18 protein-coding genes are annotated in these 24,161 nt (G+C 59.4%); 16 read left to right on the top strand and 2 right to left on the bottom strand.

Going from position 1 to position 24,161, the window contains the following annotated elements; translation table 11 throughout:
* The first annotated feature begins 8 nt into the window (after positions 1 to 8).
* Positions 9 to 3,554, top strand: a complete 3,546-nt coding sequence (gene dnaE, locus HWX48_RS01480) for a DNA polymerase III subunit alpha (protein WP_175953954.1) — start codon at positions 9 to 11, stop codon at positions 3,552 to 3,554.
* 148 nt (positions 3,555 to 3,702) lie between these two features.
* Here the strand turns inward: dnaE and HWX48_RS01485 are convergent, their stop codons facing one another.
* Entirely contained in the window at positions 3,703 to 4,437 is a 735-nt protein-coding gene (locus HWX48_RS01485; protein WP_254872904.1) for a FadR/GntR family transcriptional regulator, read from the bottom strand.
* Between the two features lie 180 nt (positions 4,438 to 4,617).
* Between HWX48_RS01485 and HWX48_RS01490 the strand changes: the two genes are divergently transcribed.
* The 9 genes from HWX48_RS01490 (at position 4,618) to HWX48_RS01530 (ending at position 14,804) form a co-directional block, all read left to right on the top strand.
* Entirely contained in the window at positions 4,618 to 6,210 is a 1,593-nt protein-coding gene (locus tag HWX48_RS01490) for an ABC transporter substrate-binding protein (RefSeq protein WP_175953957.1), read from the top strand.
* A gap of 105 nt (positions 6,211 to 6,315) precedes the next feature.
* Complete coding sequence (locus HWX48_RS01495; RefSeq protein WP_175953960.1) at positions 6,316 to 7,263, top strand: ABC transporter permease; 948 nt, start codon at positions 6,316 to 6,318, stop codon at positions 7,261 to 7,263.
* A gap of 2 nt (positions 7,264 to 7,265) precedes the next feature.
* Positions 7,266 to 9,320: a dipeptide/oligopeptide/nickel ABC transporter permease/ATP-binding protein gene (locus HWX48_RS01500; protein WP_175953962.1), complete on the top strand. Its 2,055-nt coding sequence runs from the start codon at positions 7,266 to 7,268 to the stop codon at positions 9,318 to 9,320.
* A 2-nt stretch (positions 9,321 to 9,322) separates the two neighbouring features.
* Complete coding sequence (locus tag HWX48_RS01505) at positions 9,323 to 10,123, top strand: ABC transporter ATP-binding protein (RefSeq protein ID WP_175953964.1); 801 nt, start codon at positions 9,323 to 9,325, stop codon at positions 10,121 to 10,123.
* 93 nt (positions 10,124 to 10,216) lie between these two features.
* A complete protein-coding gene (locus HWX48_RS01510) occupies positions 10,217 to 11,140 on the top strand; it encodes a dihydrodipicolinate synthase family protein (RefSeq protein ID WP_175953966.1) in 924 nt (307 codons plus the stop codon).
* A complete protein-coding gene (locus tag HWX48_RS01515; protein WP_254872905.1) occupies positions 11,140 to 12,024 on the top strand; it encodes an ROK family protein in 885 nt (294 codons plus the stop codon). The genes HWX48_RS01510 and HWX48_RS01515 overlap by 1 nt, the downstream gene beginning before the upstream one ends.
* Entirely contained in the window at positions 12,024 to 12,710 is a 687-nt protein-coding gene (locus HWX48_RS01520) for an N-acetylmannosamine-6-phosphate 2-epimerase (RefSeq protein ID WP_175953968.1), read from the top strand. The genes HWX48_RS01515 and HWX48_RS01520 overlap by 1 nt, the downstream gene beginning before the upstream one ends.
* Positions 12,711 to 13,255: 545 nt before the next feature.
* Positions 13,256 to 13,858 carry an ASCH domain-containing protein gene (locus HWX48_RS01525; RefSeq protein ID WP_175953970.1) on the top strand — a complete coding sequence of 201 codons (603 nt, stop codon included), beginning with the start codon at positions 13,256 to 13,258 and terminating at the stop codon, positions 13,856 to 13,858.
* A 124-nt stretch (positions 13,859 to 13,982) separates the two neighbouring features.
* Positions 13,983 to 14,804, top strand: a complete 822-nt coding sequence (locus HWX48_RS01530) for a hypothetical protein (protein WP_175953972.1) — start codon at positions 13,983 to 13,985, stop codon at positions 14,802 to 14,804.
* Positions 14,805 to 14,897: 93 nt separating this feature from the next.
* Here the strand turns inward: HWX48_RS01530 and HWX48_RS01535 are convergent, their stop codons facing one another.
* A complete protein-coding gene (locus HWX48_RS01535) occupies positions 14,898 to 15,851 on the bottom strand; it encodes a 5'-nucleotidase (protein WP_175953974.1) in 954 nt (317 codons plus the stop codon).
* 177 nt (positions 15,852 to 16,028) lie between these two features.
* Here HWX48_RS01535 and HWX48_RS01540 point away from each other — a divergent pair, with 177 nt between their 5' ends.
* The 6 genes from HWX48_RS01540 (at position 16,029) to HWX48_RS01565 (ending at position 24,131) form a co-directional block, all read left to right on the top strand.
* A complete protein-coding gene (locus tag HWX48_RS01540) occupies positions 16,029 to 17,618 on the top strand; it encodes a type I restriction-modification system subunit M (RefSeq protein ID WP_175953976.1) in 1,590 nt (529 codons plus the stop codon).
* Entirely contained in the window at positions 17,615 to 18,688 is a 1,074-nt protein-coding gene (locus tag HWX48_RS01545; RefSeq protein WP_254872906.1) for a virulence RhuM family protein, read from the top strand. The genes HWX48_RS01540 and HWX48_RS01545 overlap by 4 nt, the downstream gene beginning before the upstream one ends.
* 1 nt (position 18,689) lies before the next feature.
* Complete coding sequence (locus HWX48_RS01550; protein WP_175953978.1) at positions 18,690 to 19,511, top strand: restriction endonuclease subunit S; 822 nt, start codon at positions 18,690 to 18,692, stop codon at positions 19,509 to 19,511.
* 95 nt (positions 19,512 to 19,606) lie between these two features.
* Complete coding sequence (locus tag HWX48_RS01555; protein ID WP_254872926.1) at positions 19,607 to 20,116, top strand: restriction endonuclease subunit S; 510 nt, start codon at positions 19,607 to 19,609, stop codon at positions 20,114 to 20,116.
* A complete protein-coding gene (locus tag HWX48_RS01560) occupies positions 20,113 to 21,030 on the top strand; it encodes a GIY-YIG nuclease family protein (protein ID WP_175953982.1) in 918 nt (305 codons plus the stop codon). Before HWX48_RS01555 ends, HWX48_RS01560 begins: the two co-directional genes overlap by 4 nt.
* A 14-nt stretch (positions 21,031 to 21,044) precedes the next feature.
* The gene (locus HWX48_RS01565) at positions 21,045 to 24,131 is read left to right on the top strand and encodes a type I restriction endonuclease subunit R (RefSeq protein WP_175953984.1); all 3,087 of its coding nucleotides are present in this window, start codon (positions 21,045 to 21,047) and stop codon (positions 24,129 to 24,131) included.
* Positions 24,132 to 24,161 lie beyond the last annotated feature (30 nt).

A 24,161-nucleotide genomic window follows, 5' to 3' on the forward strand; every position in this document is an offset into this window, starting at 1 on the left:
ATCGAGTCATGGCTTCACACAGTTCCTTCGTGCACCTGCATAACCACTCCGAGTACTCCATGCTCGATGGTGCCGCAAAGACAGCGGCAATGGCTGCGGAAGCCGCGCGATTGGGACAGCCAGCTCTGGGGATCACCGACCACGGCTACCTTTTTGGTGCCTACGAGTTCTACAAGTCCTGCAAGGCGGCAGGCATTAAACCCATCATTGGCTTGGAAGCCTATGTCACGCCGGGAACCTCGCGTTTTGACCGCCATAAGGTCACCTGGGGTGAGCCCTGGCAGAAGGCCGATGACGTGTCGGCGGGTGGCTCATACAACCACCTGACCCTGCTGGCCTACAACACGACAGGCATGCACAACCTCTTCCGTATGGGATCGCGTGCCTCCACTGAGGGACAGTTCGGCAAGTGGCCGCGCATTGACCGTCAGCTCCTAGAGGAATACCACGAAGGCCTCATTGTCTTTACCGGTTGCCCCTCGGGCGCCGTGCAGACACGCATGCGCCTTGGCCAGTGGGACGAGGCCGTCCGTGAAGCCGCAGAACTGCGTGACATTTTCGGCCCGGAGAATTTCTACGTCGAGATCATGGATCACGGCATTGAATTCGAGCGCCGCACCCAGCAGCAACTCCTTGAGCTTGCCAAGCTCATGAACGCGCCTCTCGTGGCCACCAATGACTCCCACTACGTCAAGCACGAGGATCGCGTCATCCAAGACGCTCTGCTGTGTATTAACTCCGGTTCGCGCCTGTCTGACCCGGACCGCTTCAAATTCGACGGCGATGGCTACTACATTCGCCCCAGCGAAGAGATGCGCGATATCTGGAAGGAATTGCCGCAGGCCTGCGACGCCACCTTGGACATTGCTGAACGTTGCGAGGTGCAGTTCCACACCACCGCTGAGGGCGCCAACTACATGCCCCGCTTTGACGTGCCCGATGGTGAGGATGAAACCTCGTGGTTCATTAAGGAAGTCGAACGCGGCCTGCAGGAGCGCTTCCCTAACGGCGTGCCCGACCACGTGCGTAAACAGGCCGAATATGAGGAAGACGTCATCGTCAAGATGGGCTTCCCCGGCTACTTCCTGACCGTGTCGGACTATATTCGTTGGGCCAAGGATCAGGGGATTCGTGTGGGGCCGGGCCGTGGTTCGGGCGCTGGCTCCATGGTGGCTTACGCTATGAGCATTACCGAACTCAACCCTCTTGAGCACGGCCTGATCTTCGAGCGCTTCTTGAACCCTGAGCGTGTGTCCATGCCTGACTTTGACGTTGACTTTGACGAGCGTCGCCGTGATGAGGTCATCGAGTACGTCAAACGCAAGTACGGTGAGGAACGTATTAGCCAGGTCGTCACCTTCGGAACGATTAAAACCAAGCAGGCCCTCAAGGATTCGGCCCGTATTCTGGGGCGCGACTTTAAGACCTCCGACCAGCTGACGAAGGCGCTGCCACCCTCGGTGATGGGCAAGGACATCTCGGTGAAGGGCATCTTCGATCCTGAAGATAAGCGCTACGCGGAGGCGGCCGAATTTCGCAAGTATTACGAGGAAACCCCCGATATTCACGAGGTCGTCGACTATGCCAGGGGCCTGGGGGGCCTGACCCGCCAGTGGGGTGTGCACGCCTGCGCGGTCATCATGTCCTCCCACACGCTGACCGACATTATTCCGGTGATGAAGCGCCCTCAGGATGGGGCGATCATTACCCAGTTCGACTACCCGACCTGTGAGAGCCTGGGCCTGCTGAAGATGGACTTCCTGGGTTTACGTAACCTCACGGTCATCTCGGATGCGCTGGAAAATATCGCACTCAATGGCAAGGAAGTGCCCGATATTGACCATATGTCCCTGGATGACAAGGCCACCTATGAGTTGCTGTCTCGCGGTGAAACCCTGGGTGTGTTCCAGCTTGATGGCGGTGGTATGCGAGAACTTCTCAAGCTCATGCGCCCCGATAACTTTGAGGATATTTCCGCTGTTGGCGCCCTGTACCGCCCGGGTCCGATGGGCGCGAACTCGCATACGAACTACGCCCTGCGCAAGAACGGGCGCCAGGAGATCACGCCAATCCACCCTGAGCTGAAAGAACCGCTGGAAGAGATCCTGGGTACGACCTATGGTCTGATCGTGTATCAGGAGCAGGTCATGCAGATCGCCCAGAAACTGGCGGGCTATTCCCTGGGCGGTGCAGATGAGCTGCGTCGCGCGATGGGCAAGAAGAAGAAGGAAGTCCTCGATCAGCAGTTCATTCCCTTCTCCGAGGGTATGCGCGAGCGCGGCTTCTCCCAAGAATGTATCCAGGAGCTGTGGGATATTCTCGTCCCCTTCTCCAACTACGCTTTCAATAAGGCGCACTCGGCGGCATACGGCCTCGTGTCCTATTGGACGGCCTACCTTAAGGCGAATTACCCCACGGAATACATGGCTGCCCTGCTGACCTCGACGAAGGACAATAAGGACCGCCGTGCCCTCTACTTGGCGGAGTGCCGCCACATGGGGATCACGGTTCTCCCGCCTGACGTCAATGCGTCAATGGGAACTTTCGCCCCTGATGGCGAGGCGATCCGCTTTGGCCTGTCGGCTATCCAAAACGTTGGCGGGCCGGTGGTGGATGCGATTGTGCAGACTCGTAAGGAAAAGGGCGCGTCGGCAACCTTCCATGAGTTCCTCAATAAGGTCCCGGCGGTGGTGTGTAATAAGCGCACCATCCAGTCCCTCATTAAGGCCGGTGCTTTTGATTCGCTGGGGCATACGCGCCGGGCGCTGCTGGCGCGTTGCGATGAGGCCGTGGATGCTGTCACTGACCTCAAGCGCAATGAAGCCATTGGCCAGTTTGACCTCTTCGGAGGCCTGGGGATGGAGGAGGATTCCACTCCGACCTTCGCGGTGGAGATTCCTGACATTCCCGAGTTCGACAAGCGCCAAAAGCTTGCTGAAGAGCGTGAGATGCTGGGCCTGTACGTCTCTGACCACCCGCTGCGCGGTGTGGACGCGGCCCTGGCACGCCATCAGGATTATGAGATCGCGCAGGTCGTCAATAATGCCGAGGGCATGAGCGATCAGAATGTAAAGATCGCTGGCCTGGTGTCAAGCGTGCAGACGAAGGTGACTAAGCAGGGCAACGCGTGGGCAATCGCCACCGTTGAGGACCTGTCGGGTTCGGTGGAAGTCCTCTTCTTCCCGCGTTCCTATGAGACGATCCAGTCCTTCCTTGTCCCCGACATCATTGTGCAGGTCGAAGGTAAGGTCAATATCCGCGACGATCAACTGTCCCTGTATGGACAGTCGATGACGATTCTTGATGTCCGCGAGGACGCTGATGATCCGGTCGATCTGGAGATGCCCCTGTCGCGCTGTACCCACGCTGTGCTCCATGAGCTTCGTGAGTGTCTTGAGGCTTTCCCCGGAGGGTCGCCGGTGCGTCTGCACCTGCGCGAACCCGGGCGCACGACGATTGTTGAGCTTGATCCGAAACTGCGGGTTTCGCAGTCCTCGGCCTTCTTTAGCCAGGTGAAGGCTGTGGTGGGGGTTGGGGGAGTGCTGACATCCTAGCGGCTGGCGCCTATGGTATGTGGGCCGCTTCGTGGGTGTGGGGTGCTCTGGCGAAATGATCGCCTTCGGTAGCGTTCGTCGCCTGTGGTAAGGGGGGTGCCTCGTACCAGAGGCGATCAGACGTACCAATGCCGCCTCACGGGGGTGCTCACATTTCTGAGAGGAGATCCTCCAGCGGCTGATAGTGGGCGTTGACGGCCTCAAGGTAGGCGTTGACGTCGCCCGATTCGATGGCTAGGAGCATCGCCCGGTGGGCGAGGGCGGTGTCGAGTAGATCACGGGGGGATTGGTGCAGGGAGGGGAGGGCTTCCATATGGATGCGCCACATGGCACCGACGAGCTGACCCATGAGGAGGTTGTCCAGTGGGCGGAGAAGCCCAGAGTGGAAGGCAATATCTTCCTCGACGAAGGATTCGTTGCGGCGTGCTTTGTCTTCCATGGCGTTGACGAGCTCATGCAGGTCATCGTTGCGGGTGTTAGCGAAGACAGAGAGTACGTCTTGGGCGATACCTCGATCGAGGACGCGGCGTAGGACAATGACTTGGCGCAGGGCCTCAATGGAGTCGGGGGAGACCGAGCAGCGCAGAAGAACGGACTTGACGAAGGGACGCAGGGTCATTTCGCCGACGAAGGCGCCGCGTCCCTGGTGAACAGAGACGATTTCGAGGGCTTGGAGCTGGCGGATCGCTTCGCGCACGGAGGAGCGGGAGACGCCGAGGAAGGTGCAGAACTCAGACTCTGTAGGTAAGGGATCACCCGGTTGAAGGCGGTGTTCAGCTATGTAACGTTCGATCGCCTCCATGGTTGCCTCGGCGCGCGAAGTTGCGGGAACCTTCTGGGTGCCCTGGTTAGGCAAATCAAGGGAAGAACGAATGGAGTCCATTTAACGTGCACCTCCAGTGGTTGCATGTCCAGACACAAGATTTTATAACAGTTCGGTCACGTCTTTGGATGAGCTGGCACAGACGCTGTGATCTATCGTATCGTGAACCTATCAGAAATTGTCTGATGTCTGACATCTAGGGTGATGTTGGACTGAATGGTACTCAAAGGGGAGGAAGCAATGCGCTCCACTCGAAGCAAGTTCACGGGGCTTATCGCCCTGACCGCTGCTGCAGCCCTCGGTCTCTCAGCCTGCGGTGGTGGTACCCCCGCCGCAGAAAAGCCCGCTTCGGGCGAAGCTGAAGCACCCGCTGCAGCCGCTGGTCCCGTTGGTGAAATCACTGCTGGTGTCGCCTACGAAACCACCAACTATCATCCCTCCAACACGACCTCCGCACTGGCAATGGGCAGCAACTGGCACGTTGTCGAAGGCCTGTACGAAATGAACATGGCCACCGGCGAGGTCTACGCAGCACTGGCTGCAGGCGAGCCCACCAAGGTCTCCGACACCGAATACGAAGTGACCCTGCGTGAGGGCGCCAAGTTCTCCGACGGCAAGGACGTCACCGTTGAAGACGTCGTTAAGTCCTTCGAACGCACCATGGCTGAAGGTAACCTCTACGCAGGATTCCTCGGCTTCGTTGACGCCGTCAAGGCAAAGGACGATACAACCGTCACCGTCACCCTGAAGCAGCCCTTCACTCTGGTCAAGGAGCGTCTGGCCGTTGCCAAGATCGTTCCCGCTGCTGCCAGCGACGACGATCTGACCAAGATGCCCGTTGGCTCTGGCCCCTACAAGTACGAGAAGATCACCGAATCTGAGCTCTCCGCAGTGCCCAACGAGCACTACAACGGCCCCCGACCGGCCACCGTTGAGCGCCTCAAGTGGTCCGTCCTCAAGGACGACACCGCTCGTACCACCGCCGCTCAGGACGGCTCCATTGACGTGATGGAATCCGTCCCCGCCGACAACATCGCCCTGCTTGAAGGCGCCGGCTGGACCGTGGACAAGGTCCCCGGCTTCAACCTGCCTTTCATGCTCTTCAACACCAACAAGGCTCCCTTCAACAACGCTAAGGTGCGCCAGGCATTCCTCTACGCCGTTGACGTTGACAAGCTCATCGCCAACAACATGAGCGGCGAAGCCACCGCAGCAACCTCCTTCCTGCCCAAGACTCACCCCAACTACAAGGAAGCTGAAGTTCAGTACCCCCACGACGTTGAAAAGGCCAAGGCACTCCTGGCTGAAGCTGGCGTCGCTGACCTGAGCATCACCCTTCTCACCACCGACCACACTTGGATCGCCAACCTCGCACCCCAGATCAAGAACGACCTCGAAGCCGCTGGCGTGAAGGTCAACCTGCAGTCGATGGCCTCCTCGGCACTGTACAAGGACAACCTCGACATTGAAGAGCCCACCTTCGACGTGGCCGTCGCCCCTGGTGACCCCTCCGTTTTCGGCTCTGACCCCGCTCTGCTCATGAACTGGTGGTACGGCCCTGGCAAGTGGACCGACTACCGCACCTTCTGGGCAAAGGGCGACAATGCGAAGTTCACCGAACTGCAGAACATCATCAACGAGGCCGTGACCCTCGAAGGCGCTGACCAGCAGAAGAAGTGGGACGAGGCTCAGGACTTCATCTCTCGTGAGGTTCCCCTCTACCCCCTCTTCCACCGCAACATCATCACCGCCTACAACGGTGAAAAGGTCAACGGTTTCACCCCAATTGCGACCACCGGCCTGAGCCTGCTCGATGCCACTGTCAAGCAGTGACACTGAGTTGGCCTGACGCCTAACTCATCCGAAAGGAGGGGCGGGACACCGTGCCCGCCCCTCCTTTCGTGTCAACAATCAGGTCCGCTCATAGGAGTAACCCCCGTGAACACCCTTCTTCGGCTCGTTGGAAGACGTTTACTCGTCCTGCCAGTGATGGTTGTGGGCGTGTCTTTCCTCGTCTTCGTCATCATGTCTTTCTCACCCATTGATCCGGCCTACTCGGCACTGGGTGAAACCGCCTCCTTCGAACAGATCGAGGCATACCGTGAACAACACGGCCTCAACGACCCCTGGTTCGTCCAATTCGCGAACTACCTCTGGGGTATGCTCCACGGACACCTCGGCGTCTACGGACAATCCAATCTTTCTGTGGCAGATAAGGTCTTCGAAGCCCTCCCCGTCACCATGCAGCTCACCTTCCTGGGCCTGATCCTCGCCGTCGCCGTCGCCTTCCCCCTTGGCATCATCGCCGCCATCTACCGCGACAAGGCAGCCGACCAGATCATCCGCGTCATCTCCGTTGCCTGTATCGCCACTCCCTCCTTCTGGCTGGCTATCCTCCTCGTTCTCCTCTTCCTGGGAACCCTGCCCGTTTCAGGGGCCACGCCATTCTTCACCGAAGACCCCTCCGGCTGGTTCCTCCGCATGCTCCTGCCCGCCCTCGCCCTCGCTGTGCCCGTCATCGGCCAGCTCACCCGCGTCGTGCGCACATCCATGGTCGAAGAACTCGACCGCGACTACGTACGCACCGCCCTGGGCGCAGGCATCCCCAAGCACATCGTCATCGGACGCAATGTCTTGCGCAACGCCCTCATCACCCCCGTGACCGTTCTGGGCCTGCGCATCGGCTACCTCATGGGTGGTGCCGTCGTCATCGAAATCATCTTTAACCTCAAGGGCATGGGCCGCGTTCTTATTGAAGGCATCCAGCAAAACTGGGTGACTGTCGTTCAGGGAGCAACCCTGGTGGTCGCCATCTCCTTCATCATCATCAACATCATCGTGGACCTCCTCTACGTCCTCATCAACCCGCGTATTAGGGCGGTGTGATCATGCGAAAGAAACTCACCACAGCTATGGAACGCCCCGGAGTGCGACTCAACCGCTTCTCCGCAATGAGCTGGGGCGCTCGCCTGTCCCTCATCTTCCTGGTCATCATCGCGCTCACCGCGATCTTTGCCCCCCTGCTGGCCACCCACGATCCCGAATTCATCGACATCAAGGGGCAGCCACCTAGCGCCGAATACTTCTTCGGCACGGATAATCTCGGCCGCGACGTGTACTCACGTCTGCTCTACGGTGGCCGCTACTCCCTGGCCGTGGGTCTCCTGTCCACCGGCATGGCCCTGATCCTGGGTGCCATCATCGGCTCCATCGCCGCCGTGGCACGTAAGTCCATCGCTGAAGTCATCATGCGCGTCCTCGACATCGTCATGTCGATTCCCGGTATTGCCCTGGCGGCCGTCCTCGTCCTGGTCCTGCGCGACCCAGAAAATCCCTCCGGCTCAATCTTCATTATCATCATGGCCATCGGCTTCGTGTACGTGCCCCAGCTGTCACGAATCGTACGCGCCAATGTGATCGCAGCCTACGGTGAGGACTACGTCAACGCCGTCATCGTCTCTGGTGCGCGCGCACCCTGGATCCTCGTCAAGCACGTCGCCCGCAACACCGCAGCTCCCGTGCTCGTGTTCGCCACCGTCCTTGTCGCTGACGCGATCATCCTGGAAGCTTCACTGACCTTCATCGGTGCTGGCCTCCAAGAACCCATCGCCACATGGGGCAATATCCTCTCAGGCGCTCAAGCCGGCGTCTTGCGCGGCGAATGGTGGCAGGCCCTCTTCCCCGGTATCGCCATCATGCTGACCGTCCTGTGCCTCAACATCCTGTCTGAAGGTATCACCGACGCTATGGTTGCTGCCCCCTCCGGTGAGGTCAAGGACGTTCCCCGCAGCGACACTGAACGCGAAGCTGACCGACTCCTCATTGACCCTGTCGCCTCCTACGCTGCCCAGCGTGAGACCCTCCAAGGGCGCCTCGACGCACTCAAGTCCGTGGAAAGCCAACGCAGCGATCGTTTTGTGCCTGTAAGCACCCAAGCTCCGCTCCTTGAGGTCCGGGACCTGTGCATCAAGTTCCCCCGCCACGGAGACGTCAACGTCGTTGACCACGTCAACTTCGCGGTCCGCCCCGGCGAAACCATGGGCCTTGTGGGCGAATCAGGCTGTGGTAAGTCCATCACCTCACTGACCATCATGGGCCTCATTGACCCGCGCGCTGAGATCAGCGGTCAGGTGCTCTACGAGGGTAAGGACCTGCTCACCATGTCCGTGAAGGAACGTCAGGCACTCCTCGGCCACGAAATGGCCATGGTCTACCAGGATGCCTTGTCCTCCCTTAACCCCTCCATGCTTATCCGCACCCAGATGAAGCAGCTCACCAGCCGCGGTGGAACCCGTAGTGCTGAAGAACTGCTCGAACTGGTGGGCCTTGACCCCAAGCGAACCCTGGAGTCCTACCCCCACGAGCTCTCCGGCGGCCAGCGTCAGCGCGTCCTCATCGCCATGGCCCTGACCCGCGACCCCAAGCTCGTCATCGCTGATGAACCCACCACCGCCCTTGACGTGACAGTTCAAAAGCAGGTCATTGAGCTACTCAACAACCTGCGCGATCAACTTGGCTTCGCAATGATCTTCGTCAGCCACGACCTTGCTCTCGTTGCCGAGGTCGCCCACTCGGTCACTGTCATGTACGCAGGCCAGGTCGTCGAGCAGGCTCCCACCGCAGAGCTACTGTCCAACCCCATTCACGAGTACACCCGTGGTCTGCTGGGTTCGGTCCTGTCCATCGAAGCCGGATCGGGCCGCCTGCACCAGGTGCCCGGCACTGTGCCATCGCCCAAGGACTTCCCCGTGGGCGACCGCTTCGCACCGCGATCCTCGCACCCCGACTACGGCCTCGACGTCGCCCCGCTGCGTGCGAAGGTTGCCGGCAAGGATCACTACTTCGCCGTCGCCGTCAACACTGCAGGTGAAACCCTGCTGCCTGACGCCGCGCACGGCCAAGAGATCGAGTTGACCCACGACACAGACAAGGTAGGGCGCTGATCATGACTGAACCAATCATCGAATTGCGGGACGTCCACGTCACCTTCCGCTCACGCACTGGCGGCATCTTCCGTCCCAACCTCGTTCACGCGGTCGACGGTGTCTCACTGGCGCTTATGCCCGGCGAAACCATCGGCATCGTGGGGGAGTCCGGCTGCGGCAAGTCCACCACCGCTAACGTCATGTGTGGCCTACAGGCCCCCACCGGCGGTCAGGTGTTCTTCAAGGGTGAGGAAGTCACGAAGCGCACCCCCGCTGACCGCCGCCGTATGGGGCGCGTGGTGTCTGTCGTCTTCCAGTCCCCAGCCACAGCGCTCAACGCGCGCATGATGGTCAAGGACCAGCTGATGGACCCGCTGCTCGTCCACAAGATCGGCACCCCTGCTGAGCGCGAGCAGCGCGTGCGTGAACTTATCGCCATGGTGGGTCTGCCCGACTCCTCGCTCAACGCCCTGCCCGGTCAGCTCTCCGGCGGTCAGCGACAGCGCGTGGCCATTGCCCGCGCGCTCTCACTGAACCCCGATGTCATCATTGCCGACGAGCCGACCTCAGCACTGGACGTGTCGGTGCGCGCCCAGATCCTTAACCTCCTGACGGATCTGAAGGATCAACTTGGCCTGGCTATGGTCTTTATCAGCCACGACATCCAGACCGTGCGCTACGTCTCCGACCGCATCGTCGTCATGAACAAAGGCAGGATTGTCGAGGAAGGTCCCGCACGCCAGATCCTCGAAAATCCGACGGACGCCTACACCAAGACCCTGCTTGGAGCGGCGCCCTCACTCCTACACCCCGCCCTCTGAAACCGGGCCACCCAGCCAACGACTATCGGCCAACCCGCTTGGCCAACCACTGACGGCCGCAGAGCGGCCATGTGAAAAGGAAACACCAACACTATGACTACTCAATTCCGCGGCGTTGTCCCCCCGGTTGTCACCCCCCTGCGTGAAGACCGTACCTTCGATGAGGCCTCCTTTGACAAGCAGATCAACAGGATGATCGACGCCGGTGTGCACGGCCTGTTCGTTCTGGGTTCTTCCGGCGAGGTAGCCTTCTCCACTGACGCCCGCCGCCGCGAGGTTCTCGCCGCCACCCAGCGCGTCGTCCAGGGGCGCGTACCCGTCCTCGCTGGCGTGATCGACACGCAAACCGAACGCGTCATTGAGCACATTCGCGTGTGCGAGGAGTACGGCGTTGACGGCATCGTTGCTACCGCCCCCTTCTACGCTCTGGGTGGTGAAGCCCAGGTCGAGCGCCACTTCCGCGCCCTGCGTGAAGCCACCGACCTTCCGATCTTCGCCTACGACATTCCCGTCTGCGTCCACACCAAGCTCAGCGTTGACCTGCTCATCCGCCTGGGCAAGGATGGCGTCATCCAGGGCGTGAAGGACTCCTCCGGTGACGACGTGTCCTTCCGCCTGCTGTGCCTGCGCAATAAGGAAGAAGGCCACCCCCTGGCCCTCTTCACCGGCCACGAGGTCGTCGTCGACGGCGCCTACATGTCCGGCGCTGACGGCTCCGTGCCGGGCCTGGGCAACGTTGACCCCGAAGGCTACGTGCGCCAGTGGAACGCCTACGAGGCCGGAGACTGGGAAGCAGTCCGCGCCGAACAGGACCGCCTCGCTGACGTGATGAAGGTGGCCATGAGTGCCAAGGGCATCTCCGGCTACGGCGCTGGCGTGGGTGGCTTCAAGACCGCCCTGCAGCTGCTGGGCGTGTTCGAATCCAACCAGATGCCCGAGCCCGTGTCGGCACTCACCGGCGAGAATGTTGAGGCCGTGCGCGCGGTCCTCGTCCGCAACGGACTGCTGGAGGGCTGATGTCCATCCTGACGGTCGATATCGGCGGAACGAAGATCCGCGTCGGCCTCGTGGAGGGCGATCGGGTCATCCGATCCGCATCCGCCCCCACGCCAGCATCAGAAGGCGGTGCCCGCCTGCTTGAAGTCATCTGTGAACTTGCCGCTGACTTTGAGGGCTACCGTGGGGTGGGCGTTGCCGCTGCGGGCGTCATCGACAACGGGACAGTTGTCTCTGCGACCGACCTGATTAAAGGGTGGGCGGGGACTGACATCGCTGGCGAGCTCAGCGCCCGATTGGGCGTGCCGGTGTCGGTTCTTGGTGACGTCCACGCCCATGGCATGGGGGAGGCCACCATCGGCGCTGGAGCCAACTATCCAAGCTGCCTGACGGTGGCCGTCGGCACCGGCATTGGTGGCGCCCTTGTCGAAGGTGGCCAGGTCCACAGGGGTGCCCACAGCCTGGGTGGCCACATTGGCCACATGGATGCCGTCGAGGCCTCTGGCCTGGCCTGCTCCTGCGGGCGCGAGGGACACATTGAGCCCCTCGCCTCAGGCTCCGGCGTGGCCGCCTGCTATGAGGCGCTGACTGGCGAGGTCGCCTCCGGGCGTGAGATTGACGCGCGTGCCCGCGCAGGCGAGGCCGCCGCCCAGCAGGTGCTCTACGGTTCGGCGCGAGCACTTGGCCGACTGCTGGGATCGGTGGCCAATATGGTTGACCCTGGCGTGATCGTCCTGTCCGGGTCAATGACTCGCTCGGGCGAGGCCTGGTGGGAAGCCCTGCGTGAAGGCTACGCCGCCAGTGCCATGAACCCCGCGCAGGCAACCCCACTGTGTGAAGGCACTCTGGGAGACGACGCTCCGCTTCTTGGCGCTGCGGTTCAGTTCAGAAAGGAACACGACTAATGACACACCCATTGATTGACAGCATGAAGGGCCGCCTGGTCGTGTCCGTTCAGGCATACTCCGGCGAGCCCATGCGTGATCCCCAGACCATGGCCCGCATCGCCAAGGCCGCCGAGATTGGCGGCGCAGCCGCCATCCGCTGCCAAGGACTGGCCGATATTGCCGCCATTAAAGGCCAGGTAGATGTGCCGGTGATCGGCCTGTGGAAGGAAGGTCACGAGGGCATCTACATTACGCCCACGCTGCGTCACGCCCGCGCCTGCTCCCTAGCTGGCGCCGACATTGTCGCCATTGACGCCACCCGCCGCCCCCGCCCCGACGGCCTGACCTACGCTCAGGTTGTCGAAGCCTGCCACGCTGAGGGCATCCTCGTCATGGCCGACTGCGGCTCCATTGAGGACGCCCGCATGGCCGCCGAAGCCGGTTCGGACATCCTCTCGACCACGCTGGCTGGCTACTCCGGTGAGCGCGAAAAGACCCACGGCCCCGACCTGGAACTCCTGCGTGAGATGGTCGCCGAGTTCGACCTGCCCGTCATCTGCGAAGGCCGCGTACACACGCCAGCCGATGCGAAGGCTGCCATGGAGGCTGGCGCGTGGTGCGTGATTGTTGGAACAGCGATTACTCACCCGACGTCGATTACCGGCTGGTTCGCTGAGGCTGTGGCTTCGGCGGAGGTTGGCTGATCGTCTCTTCTCCTAGAGCACCGTAGGGGTGCACCGCTCCTGCCCATGAGCCTGGCGCTACGCGTCGGCTCAACGCCCAAACCCCCGCAATAACAGCTCGGCCTAGCACTCTTGCGCGGAGGGATGAGGCGCCTCGTTCGCCCATGAGCCTGGCGCTACGCGTCGGCTCAACGCCCACCTAACCTGACGAGGCGCCTCATCCCTCCTTCGTTTGGTGCTTTGCTGGGGTGGGGGGCAGTTTTGTGACAGTTGTTGTGTTGCGTGACAGGTATAGCTGCTCCAAAATGCAACAAGTGATCCCCAGGACAACAAGTGTCACGCAACTTCGCGCCTAGTGGTGGGCACTGCCTCGGAATGGCCGGGGATGGGTGCCTAACCAGGCTCTGGCCCGTTGAAGCACCTCAGCTATGGGAGCCTCGTTGCAGTTTCTGGGGGTTATGCGGTGTGTTTTCTGCAACGCGGAGTGTTTTCTGCAATGCGGTGTGGATTCTGCGACGCGGTGTGGATTCTGCAACGCGCTGCGAGGGCGCGCTAGGGTTGCGTGTATGTCTGAGACGTCAAGCATTGAGAGCTTCTGGCAGCGCGCACGCCTGGAGCATCCCGAACTCCCCGAGGAACCCGCCGAGGCGTGGGCTTTTGGCGCCACCCCCGAGATGGCTGACGAGCTGCTCGTCCTCGTCCTTGCCGGGATTAAGACGGGCACAGCCTCGTCCCTGTGGGACTATCAGGCCGAAGGGGAGGCGCTTCCACACGTCGGTCAACTCAACATCATCCTTGATGGCGTGGGCGTGCCCTGCGCTATCGTCGAAACGACCGCGGTTGACATCGTGCCCTTTAACGAGGTATCCGCCGAGCATGCTTTCGCGGAAGGCGAGGGGGACCGCTCGCTGGAATACTGGCGCATGGAACATGAACGTTTCTGGCGGACCTATGGGGCTCCGCCTCCTACCAGGACGGTTCGGCATAAGGGCAATGCCGCACACGAGGGTACCGCCGAAGCCGATGGTGAAGGCGTCGGCCTTGCCAACGCAGTGGATGCCTTGCCCGACCGAGGGGCTGCTCAAGCTGGTACTGCGGGGGCGCAAGCTGGCGGTTTCGCTGAGGATATGCCCGTTGTCTGCGAGCGTTTCCGCTTGCTCTATCCCTAATGGAGAATCTTGTGTTAACTGGGCTCCGCCTCTAACTGATACTGGGCTAGAGTGGAATCTCGCCTGATCCGAAAATGGGGCGTGCCAAGTCGGTCTGGCACCGACTGTTACTGTGAGGACTTCCATGAGCGTGAAATATGACTTGGGGGCCGTGCCTTCCGTGTCCCCTGTGACCAACGGAGTTGCTGCCTTTGATCCGGTGACTCTGAAGATCGCTGTTGAACAGGTGGCAGAGGTCGGCATCCCTATGCGAGCCCGGCCTGAGCTGGACGCGAGTTGTCCCGCTAAACTCGCCGAGTTGGCTGATATTTCTGTGGTGTGCGACGGCGGGTTGTTTCGCAGTGCCACAGTAAAGATCGATACGGGCCATATGACCTGGGATGGGGATATTACTCCCGTAAGAGACTCCCTTCAGGACTATTGTGGTCGCGAGATCGAGGCGGTCTACCTTTCATGTCATCCGCTGATCGAGGTCGATGGGCGTCCTCTCACTCGTGTGCGGATGCTGACTCCCGCTGGCCACCCTGTGTGGGTGTGGTTCACTGAGCTCGCCACGGAAGCTGAGCAGGTGGATGGCTGGGAACTGTTGGAGCTGGCGCAGGCCAGTATGAAGGCGTGGGAGGCCGAGGATCCAATCGAACACTCGACTGTCGTCACCGTGCCAGTGCTGGACATGGAGTACGAGGCGCTTGTTGATGGCGTTGAGGGGGGAGGCTTGGTCACACAGCGCTTCCGTGCCAGCATGGACGAAACGGGAGCTCATGTGGTGGCTGAAACGATGATCTGCCTGGGACTGCCTGTTGAGTTCACCCCACCACCACGCTATGACTTTGGCGCTCAGGGGCCGGTGTGTCTGTGGTTTAGCGAGGACGGAGCTGACCTGCCTTTCAGCGTCATCTACACCTCCAGTGAAGCTTGGCAGGATGTTGACCCGGATGATTTCTGAATTCGACAGTTGAGCGGCGGTTATGGCCGGGAGCGCGGATCACTCTGGAGTGCTGTGGAAGGCGGTCGTGTTTCTTTCCGCGTGGTGAGAGGTTCACTCACTGGAGGTCTGCTGTTCGGAAGGGGAAGCGTTCAAGACTCCGAAGGGAATGTGTACGCAGGGTACTTGGTCAGCGGCGGGTTCGAGGTGTCCGCGTTGGTCGTCGAAGAAGATGTGCGGGCGTAGGACGTTAAGGATTGTTGATTTATCGATGCCACCGAGGAAGAAGGCATCATTCACATGTAGTCCGCGTTCGCGCAAGGTGCTGACGACCCGTTCATGAGCGGGCGCGTTGCGTGCGGTAACGATTGCTACGCGGAGGCGCTGTTTGTATTGTGGATCCTTCAGTTTGAGGGCGTCTTCGATCTCTTGGATGCGGTTGAGGGCTCGTAAGAAATTGGCCAAGCGTCCTTCTTCAAGGGGGTTTGAGGCGTTGAGTGCTTCGTTCTCATGAAAGTCCTCTAGACCGCCTTCTTGGAAGACTCGCTCTGATTCGTCTGAGGCTAGGACTCCATCAAAGTCGAAAGCAACGCGGAGGTCGGTGCCTTCGAGGTCGGCTGCGGGCTGTCCGATCACTTGCCCTGCTGCGAAACCCATACCAAGAGCTTCGACGACGTCGTCGCGATTGGCTGAGAGGAATAGAGACATGTGCAGGGCTTGCATGAATTCGTAGGGGGATTTGCCCTGCGAGAAGATGGCGCGCGAGATATCGAGGCCGTGGGTTTTGATGGAGCGCATGACCCTGAGTCCCGTTTCAGGATCGTTGCGCGACAAGATGATGACTTCAACGAGGGGGCATTGGTCTTCACAGAGGTTGTTGAGGGAGAGTAAGCGCTTGATAAAACTGAACGCGACGCCGGGCTTGAGGGCGTCGTTGATGTGTTCAGCCTGGTACTTGCGGTAGGCGTTCTCACCGTTTTGGCGGAATACGGCATCGGACTCGGTGAGGTTGAATAGGGCGCTGGAGGAAATGCCTACGACTAGTTTGTCATCGAGTGTGTAGCCCATTGCGACCTCCCGTGGGTATTTCTTAATGAGAATTATATGGAGTTGAAGGGCTCGCGGTCATGGGGGCTTTCGTGTCTGCTTGAGGGAGCAACTCCGTGGGCCGTTCCTGAGATCCGGGGTGGGCAGATTAAGCTGTGAGTGTTTGTTTTTCCCTCCACAGGCGAAGGATGGCTCCCAATGGTGGACACCGCAAAGGAAACGCAGCGCGCTGAGCTGCACCGCACGATCTGGCGTATTGCGAATGATCTTCGCGGCAGTGTGGATGGCTGGGATTTTAAGAGCTATGTCCTGGGTATGCTTTTCTACCGTTTCATTTCGGAGAATCTGTGCGAGTACCTTAATCGCTTGGAGGCGGAGTCAGGGAACCCTGATTTTGACTACGCGAGCTTGTCGGATGCGGATGCTGAGTTTGGCCGCGCCGCAACGGTGGGGGATAAGGGTTTCTTTATCCTGCCTTCTGAGCTGTTCGTGAATGTCCGCGCCCGCGCTGCCCGCGACGAGGATCTGAATGAGACTCTGGAGCGCATCTTCCGCAATATTGAGGGCTCCGCTATTGGCACTGATGCCGAGGATGACCTTAAGGGCCTTTTTGATGACTTGGATGTTAACGCCGCCAAGTTGGGCAATAGCGTTGCTGCTCGTAATGAGAAGCTGGTTAAGCTGCTTGATGCGGTGGGGGATTTGAACTTTGGCAGTTTTGGCGACAATGCCATTGATGCTTTTGGGGATGCCTACGAGTATTTGATGACGATGTATGCCTCTAGCGCGGGTAAGTCTGGGGGTGAGTTCTTCACGCCTCAGGAGGTTTCTGAGTTGCTGGCCAGGATTACTGTGGTGGGGAAGGATCGCGTGCGCCGCGTGTATGACCCGTGTTGTGGGTCGGGTTCGCTGCTGTTGAAGTTTGCGAAGCTGTTGGGGCCGGGCAAGGTGGATGGCTTTTATGGCCAGGAGATTAACCTGACCACCTATAATCTGGCGCGTATCAATATGTTCTTGCATGATATTCCCTACTACCAGTTTGATATTGCTCTTGGCGATACGTTGACGGACCCCGCGCACTGGGAGAATGAGCCTTTTGATGCGATTGTTTCTAATCCGCCGTATTCGGTGAAGTGGGCGGGGGATGCTGATCCGACGCTGATTTCTGACCCGCGTTTTTCTCCTGCGGGCGTGTTGGCGCCGAAGTCGAAGGCTGACTTGGCTTTCACGATGCATATGCTGTCGTGGTTGTCGGTGGATGGTACGGCTGCGATTGTTGAGTTCCCTGGCGTGCTCTACCGTGGGGGCGCGGAGGGCAAGATCCGCAAGTATCTGGTGGATAACAATTACGTCGATACGGTGATCCAGTTGCCGCCGGATTTGTTTTTCGGTACGACGATCGCCACCTGCATTATTGTCTTGAAGAAGTCGAAGGCTGATAACAGCGTGCTTTTTATTGATGCTTCGGCTGAGTTTACGCGCGTGGGCAATAAGAACAAGCTCACGCCCGACCATCAGGCGAAGATCATGGAGGCTTTTACGCGCCGTGAGGATGTGGATCATTTCGCGCGCGTGGTGTCTTACGAGGACGTTGCCGCTAACGACTTCACGCTGTCCGTGTCGAGTTATGTGGAGCCTGAGGATACCCGCGAAGAGGTGGATATCGTTGCCTTGAATGAGGAGATCCGTCAGATCGTGGCCCGCCAGGAGGTGCTGCGCACGCAGATTGACGCCATTGTTGCGGCGTTGGAGGGTGATGCTGGGCCGGTAGAAGGAGGGCGCTCGTGAGTGGCGGTGATGAGGAGATTGAGATCAGCGACGAGGCGACTATCTTCCTTCCTGAGGTGAGTGATGAGGATATCCGGGGTGAGCTCATTGTCTATCGGGATGCTCAAGGGGCGCCTGTTGTGGAGCTGGGGTTGTATGACGGGCAGGCGTGGCTGACGCAGGAGCAGATGGCCACCCTGTATCAGACCAGTCGGCAGAATATTGCCATCCACCTGAAGCGTCTGTACGACGAGGGCGAGATTGTGACGGAGGCAACTTGTAAGGATTACTTACAAGTTCGCCAAGAGGGCTCCCGTCAGGTCGAACGCAAGGTGAAGTACTACAGCCTGGAGGCTGTGTTGGCTGTGGGCTACCGCGTGCGTTCACCTCAGGGCACGCAGTTTCGTCAGTGGGCCACGCAGCATTTGTCGGAGTTCTTGGTCAAGGGCTTCGCGATGGATGATGAGCGTCTGAAGAACCTGGGTGGGGGAGAGTATTGGCGTGAGCTCCTGGATCGAATCCGTGATATTCGCGCCAGCGAGAAGGTCTTCTATCGGCAGGTACTGGATTTATTCGCCACCAGCCCGGACTATGATCCGAAGTCCCCGGTCGCTCGGGAATTCTTTGCCACCGTGCAGAACATGTTCCATTTCGCTGTCCATGGCCAAACCGCAGCAGAGCTGGTGATGAGCCGGATCGATGCTGACGCGCCCTACATGGGGCTGACTTCCTTTAAAGGTGAGCAGCCAACCCGCGAAGAGGCGGAGGTTGCGAAGAATTATCTGACTCAGGATGAGTTGGAGCGCCTGCGCTTGATGGTGTCGGCCTATTTTGATGCGGCGGAGCTGCGCGCACGCATGCACACGCCAACCTTCATGGTGGATTGGATGCCACACCTGAAGACGCTTATTGCTGCAATGGGTGGGGAGGTTCTGGAAGGTCGCGGAACCCGAAGCCATCAGCAGATGATGAATGTGGTCAAGCGTGAGTGCGAACGCTACCGCCAACGAATCCGTGACCTTCAGACTCCTGTGGAGCGGGACTACGCTGCCACCATCAAGGAGCTCAGTGAGAAAGCCGAGGCTAAGTGACATGCTGCCAACACCTGAGAATGCCACGCATGGCGGGCCTGTCCTCTCGGAGGGGGAAGAGTTCATGGGGGAGAGTGCGTCGGCGCGCGAGGCGCGTCAAGCAGAGCTGGACGAGGTCATCCGCATGGGCACCAATATTGAGCAGCTCATTCAGGAGCTGTGTCCCGATGGGGTTCCGTATCGGCCACTCGGAGAGCTCGGTATCTTTGTTCGCGGTGCAGGAATCCAGAAGAGTGACCTGCAATCCGAAGGGCACCCAGCTATTCACTACGGACAGATTCACACCTACTATGGACTCTCATGCTTTCAAACCGTCTCATTCATTTCCCCCGAGAAAGCAGAGAAAGCAAAAAAAGCTGAGCCGGGTGACCTTGTTATCGTCACGACAAGTGAGGATACTTCCGCAGTTGCCAAGGCCGTTGCCTGGGAAGGTGAATCTGAGGTAGCCGTCAGTGGTGATGCTCTGATCTTCAAGCATTCGTTAGTGAACAAGTATCTGTCGTACGTATTTCAGAGCGGGGTATTTCAGTCAGCTAAGGATCGGCTAGTAAATGGGACTAAAGTTCGCCGTGTGTCGCCGAAAGATCTGGGCCGAATTCAGGTTCCAGTTCCGCCTGTCGAAGTGCAGGAAGAGATCGTTCGTATACTAGACTTATTTATGACACTGGAAGCGGAGCTGGAAGCGGAGCTGGAAAAGCGACGTATACAATATGCGCACTACCGTGACGCCTTACTTTCTTTCAATAACTTGAGTAGTTTCGAGAGAGAGAGAGAGAGAGAGAGAGAGAGTCTTCGTCCTGGCAGCCTGAGGTCCGGTGGATGATGATGGGCGAAATATGCTCCTTCAGTAACCAGCGTATTTCAGCCGTTGAACTCTCCCCTTATAACTACACAGGCGTTGAAAATCTGCTCCAGGAGATGAAAGGCAGAAAGGATGCCTCTGCTTTGCCTTCATCGAATGTAGCTGAAGTATCTGAAGGGGATATTCTTGTCGGTAATATCCGCCCTTATCTGCAGAAGATATGGCTCGCAACGTGCGACGGAGGTGCGAGTGCAGATGTGCTGGTCCTACGTATTATCGACCAAACACAAGTATTATCCTCGTATCTTTACCGTGTTCTTGCCTCAGATCGATTCTTTGATTTTCATGCATCGACCGCGCGAGGAGGAAAGATGCCGCGAGGAGATAGGAAACGAATTCTTGAGTTTCGTGTTCCTGTGCCCTCGCTTGACGAACAACGCCGGATTTCAGGGATCCTTGACCAGATGAATGCCCTGGTCAATGACCTCAGCTCCGGCCTGCCCGCAGAAATTGCGGCCCGCCGTAAACAATACGAGTACTACCGCGACCGCCTACTCAGCTTCCCCGAACTCACCGAACCCACCGCGATGGCCTCGCCAAACACCCAGGAGCCCACACGCGCATGAACGGCAAACACATCGAGCTCTTCCTCGTAGACGGCGTCGCCGGCGGGCTCACCACCGCAGAAATCGCCGGATGGACCGGGCACCTCCTGGCAGGACCACGCGCCGAGCTCGCCCGCATCCTCGCCCGCGACGAAGCCCAAAGAAACGGCACCTACATCCTGCTCGGCAACGACCCCGGCGTCACCGAACAAACCCGCGCCTACATCGGCCGCACAGAAAGCTTCACCACGCGCTTTCGCGACCACGACGCCAAAAAAGACTTCTGGGACCGCATGGTCATCATGACCGCCAAAGACGACGCCTTCAACGAAGGCCACTGGGGCTACCTCGAAGCGCGCCTCGTCGAACAAGCCCGTCTCGCCGAACGCTGCCACCTCGAAAACGGCAACACCCCACAAGGACGCAAACTCTCCGAAGCGCAACGCTCCGACATGGAAGCCTTCTTCGCTCAACTCCAAGTGATCCTCCCAGTCCTCGGCGTCAATATCCTCCGCAGCCGCAAGACCGCCATCGCCGCCACACAAGAGATCACCCCCACCACAGAATCACCCATCTTCCACCTGAAGCTCGCCAAACACCACATCGACGCCCGCAGCCAAGTCATCGACGGTGAATTCCTCCTCCTCGAAGGCTCACGCATCGCCCCACGCTGGATGGGGAAAGCAGGCACCGAAGCCACCCAACGCTCCTACGCCTCCCTGCAAAACACGCGCAACGCCCTCGTCAATGACGGATCAATCCACATTGATAGCGGAACCGGCGTTGCCACCACCACCCGGGACATCCCCTGCTCATCACCCTCCCAAGCCGGAGCCCTCGCCGTAGGACGCGCCTGCAACGGGCGAACCTCCTGGACCTGGGACGGCGGCACCTACGCCGACTGGGAAGAACGCGGACTCACACCACAGAACTGACAAAGGCCCCACCCATGACCGACGCACCCGCACGCCACTACGACATCATCGCCTTCAGTGAAGAAAGCACCGTCGTTGCCGAATACACGCCCGACCCCAGGACAGAAGACAGCTACCAAAGCGAGGCCGCGCTAGAGCGCGAATTCATCGACACGCTCACCTCGCAAGCCTACGAATACCTGCCCATCACCAGCGAAGCAGAGCTCATCGCCAACCTACGCAGGCAACTCGAAGCACTCAACAACGTCACCTTCAGCGACACCGAATGGCAGCGCTTCTTCGACACCTGCATCGCCGGCAGCAACGACTCCATCGCCGACAAAACCCGCCGCATCCAAGAAGACCACGTGCAAGTCCTCGTCCGCGACGACGGCACACGCAAAAACATCCGCCTCATCGACAAAAACATCATCCACAACAACCGCCTACAAGTCATCAACCAATACGAAGTGCCAGGCGCAAGCGACGGCGGCCCAGCGCGGCGCTCCAACCGCTACGACGTCACCATCCTCGTCAACGGCCTACCCCTCATCCACGTCGAACTCAAACGACGCGGCGTCGACATCCGCGAAGCCTTCAACCAAATCGAACGCTACCAGCGCGACAGCTTCTGGGCAGGCAGCGGCCTCTTCGGCTACGTGCAAATCTTCGTCATCAGCAACGGCACACTCACCAAGTACTACTCCAACACCACCCGCGAACAGCACCTCAAAGAAGCCAGCAAACGGCGCAACCCTCGCCAAACCTCCCACTCCTTCGAATTCACCTCATGGTGGGCCGACGCCACCAACCGCCCCATCTACGACCTCATCTCCTTCGCGAAAACCTTCTTCGCCAAGCACTCCATCCTGGCCATCCTCACCCGCTACTGCGTACTCACCGCACAAGGCCTGCTGCTGGTCATGAGGCCCTACCAGATCGTCGCCACCGAACGCATCCTGCAAAAAATCCTCACCTCCACGACCTACAAGCAACTGGGCACCCTGGATGCTGGCGGCTACGTCTGGCACACCACCGGCTCGGGCAAAACCCTCACCAGCTTCAAAACCGCCCAGCTCGCCGCCCGCCTGGAAGACGTTGACCGCGTCATCTTCGTCGTCGACCGCAAGGACCTCGACCACCAGACCCGCCTCGAATACGAACGCTTCAGCCCCGGCTCCGTCAACGGCAACGAATCCACAGCAGCACTACGCAGGCAGCTCACCCAACCCGTCGGCGCGGTGCTCGAAACCCGCGGCACAGAAGTCGTCACCAACCGCAAGATCCTGGTCACCACCATCCAAAAACTCTCACGCTTCATCAGCACTGAGAAGAAACACCCCATCTTCGACCAGCACGTCGTCCTCATCTTCGACGAATGCCACCGCTCCCAATTCGGGCAGATGCACACCGACATCACCCGCTCCTTCAAGCGCTACCACATCTTCGGATTCACAGGCACGCCCATCTTCTCCGCCAACTCCGGCAGTGGCGGCAACCCACAACTCAAAACCACCGCCCAAGCCTTCGGCGAAAAACTCCACACCTACACGATCGTCGACGCCATCACCGACCGCAACGTCCTACCCTTCCGCATCGACTACGTCAACACCATGAAGGTCGGCAACGTTGACGACCACGAAGTCGGCGGCATTGAAACCGCCAGCGCACTCATGGCCCCCGAACGCATGAAGCAAGTCGTGCGCTACATCCTCGACCACTTCGACCGCAAAACCATGCGCCACGCCTCCTACACGCTGCGCGGCGCGCGTGCGCGAGGCTTCAACGCCCTCTTCGCAACCGAGAGCATTAAAGCTGCGCGCGCCTACTATGGCATCTTCCAGTTACTTCAAAAAGACCTGCCCTCCGATCAACGGCTCAAGGTCGGCATCATCTACTCCTACGCCCCCAATGAGGCCACAGATGACGCAGATGGCATCCTCGGCGAAGAAGAATTCGAGACGCTGCGCCTTGACGATAGTTCCCGCGACTTCCTTGAGGACGCCATCCAGGACTACAACGACATGTTCGGCACCAACTTCGACACCTCAGCCGACAACTTCCAGAAGTACTACGAACACCTAGCCGACCGCATCAAACTCCGCGAAATCGACCTCGTCATCATCGTCAACATGTTCCTCACCGGTTTTGATGCCACCACGCTCAACACCCTCTTCGTCGATAAGAACCTGCGCGCCCACGGCCTGATCCAGGCCTACTCGCGTACCAACCGCATCCTCAACTCGGTCAAGACCCACGGCAATATCGTCTCCTTCCGTAACCTTGAGAAGGAAACCGAAGAAGCCATCGCCCTCTTTGGCAATAAGGAAGCTGGCGGCATCGTACTGCTCAAGCCCTACGCCGAGTACTACGAGGAATACGCCGAAAAGGTCAACGAACTGCTGACGCGCTTCCCGCTGGGAGAACCCATCATTGGCGAAGACGCTGAAAAAGAGTTCATCGCCGTCTACGGTGCGATCCGACGCCTCATGAATATTCTGAAGTCCTTCGACCAATTCGGGGGCGAAGAACTGCTCAGCGAGCGCGAAGTGGATGACTTCAGCAGTTTCTACCTGGACCTGTACAACAAGTACCGCCTACAGGCAGCCGCCGATAAGGAGGACATCCGTGAAGACGTCGTCTTTGAGATCGAGCTGATTAAACAGGTTGAGATCAACGTCGACTACATCCTCATGCTCGTTGAGCGTTACCGGAGCCAACACGGCAACGGGGAAGACATCGAGATCAAAGCCCAGATCATGCGTTCAGTCGCAGCCAGCCCCACGCTGCGCAACAAGAGCGACCTTGTCGGGGCCTTCGTTGATTCCGTCTCCGCTCAGGGTGATATTCAAGAGCAGTGGACAGAGTTTATTGCCCAACGACGAGACGCTGAACTCAGTGAGATCATCGACGCTGAACGCCTCAAACGCCCAGAAACCGAAGACCTGCTTGAACGCTCCTTCCGCGACGGTCAGCTCTACACCGCAGGGCAGTCTCTGACTCGAATCCTGCCCCCAGTCTCGCGCTTCTCCGCCGGAGGAGCTGAGGGCGTCATGCGTACCCGCGTGACAGAACTGCTGAGGAGCTTCTTCGAGCGGTTCAACGGGCTGGGAACAGAGTAGGAGTCACCCATGCCCGGTTTTCACCATGTT

Origin of the sequence: Schaalia sp. Marseille-Q2122, from assembly GCF_903645355.1 — a bacterium.
Classification (GTDB): Bacteria; Actinomycetota; Actinomycetes; order Actinomycetales; family Actinomycetaceae; genus Pauljensenia.

Coding starts and splice junctions, on each gene's coding strand:
- dnaE (WP_175953954.1), top strand. CDS start 9: ATGGCTTCACACAGTTCCTTCGTGCACCTGCATAACCACTCCGAGTAC.
- HWX48_RS01485 (WP_254872904.1), bottom strand. CDS start 4,437: ATGGACTCCATTCGTTCTTCCCTTGATTTGCCTAACCAGGGCACCCAG.
- HWX48_RS01490 (WP_175953957.1), top strand. CDS start 4,618: ATGCGCTCCACTCGAAGCAAGTTCACGGGGCTTATCGCCCTGACCGCT.
- HWX48_RS01500 (WP_175953962.1), top strand. CDS start 7,266: ATGCGAAAGAAACTCACCACAGCTATGGAACGCCCCGGAGTGCGACTC.
- HWX48_RS01505 (WP_175953964.1), top strand. CDS start 9,323: ATGACTGAACCAATCATCGAATTGCGGGACGTCCACGTCACCTTCCGC.
- HWX48_RS01510 (WP_175953966.1), top strand. CDS start 10,217: ATGACTACTCAATTCCGCGGCGTTGTCCCCCCGGTTGTCACCCCCCTG.
- HWX48_RS01515 (WP_254872905.1), top strand. CDS start 11,140: ATGTCCATCCTGACGGTCGATATCGGCGGAACGAAGATCCGCGTCGGC.
- HWX48_RS01520 (WP_175953968.1), top strand. CDS start 12,024: ATGACACACCCATTGATTGACAGCATGAAGGGCCGCCTGGTCGTGTCC.
- HWX48_RS01525 (WP_175953970.1), top strand. CDS start 13,256: ATGTCTGAGACGTCAAGCATTGAGAGCTTCTGGCAGCGCGCACGCCTG.
- HWX48_RS01530 (WP_175953972.1), top strand. CDS start 13,983: ATGAGCGTGAAATATGACTTGGGGGCCGTGCCTTCCGTGTCCCCTGTG.
- HWX48_RS01535 (WP_175953974.1), bottom strand. CDS start 15,851: ATGGGCTACACACTCGATGACAAACTAGTCGTAGGCATTTCCTCCAGC.
- HWX48_RS01540 (WP_175953976.1), top strand. CDS start 16,029: ATGGTGGACACCGCAAAGGAAACGCAGCGCGCTGAGCTGCACCGCACG.
- HWX48_RS01550 (WP_175953978.1), top strand. CDS start 18,690: ATGCTGCCAACACCTGAGAATGCCACGCATGGCGGGCCTGTCCTCTCG.
- HWX48_RS01555 (WP_254872926.1), top strand. CDS start 19,607: ATGAAAGGCAGAAAGGATGCCTCTGCTTTGCCTTCATCGAATGTAGCT.
- HWX48_RS01560 (WP_175953982.1), top strand. CDS start 20,113: ATGAACGGCAAACACATCGAGCTCTTCCTCGTAGACGGCGTCGCCGGC.
- HWX48_RS01565 (WP_175953984.1), top strand. CDS start 21,045: ATGACCGACGCACCCGCACGCCACTACGACATCATCGCCTTCAGTGAA.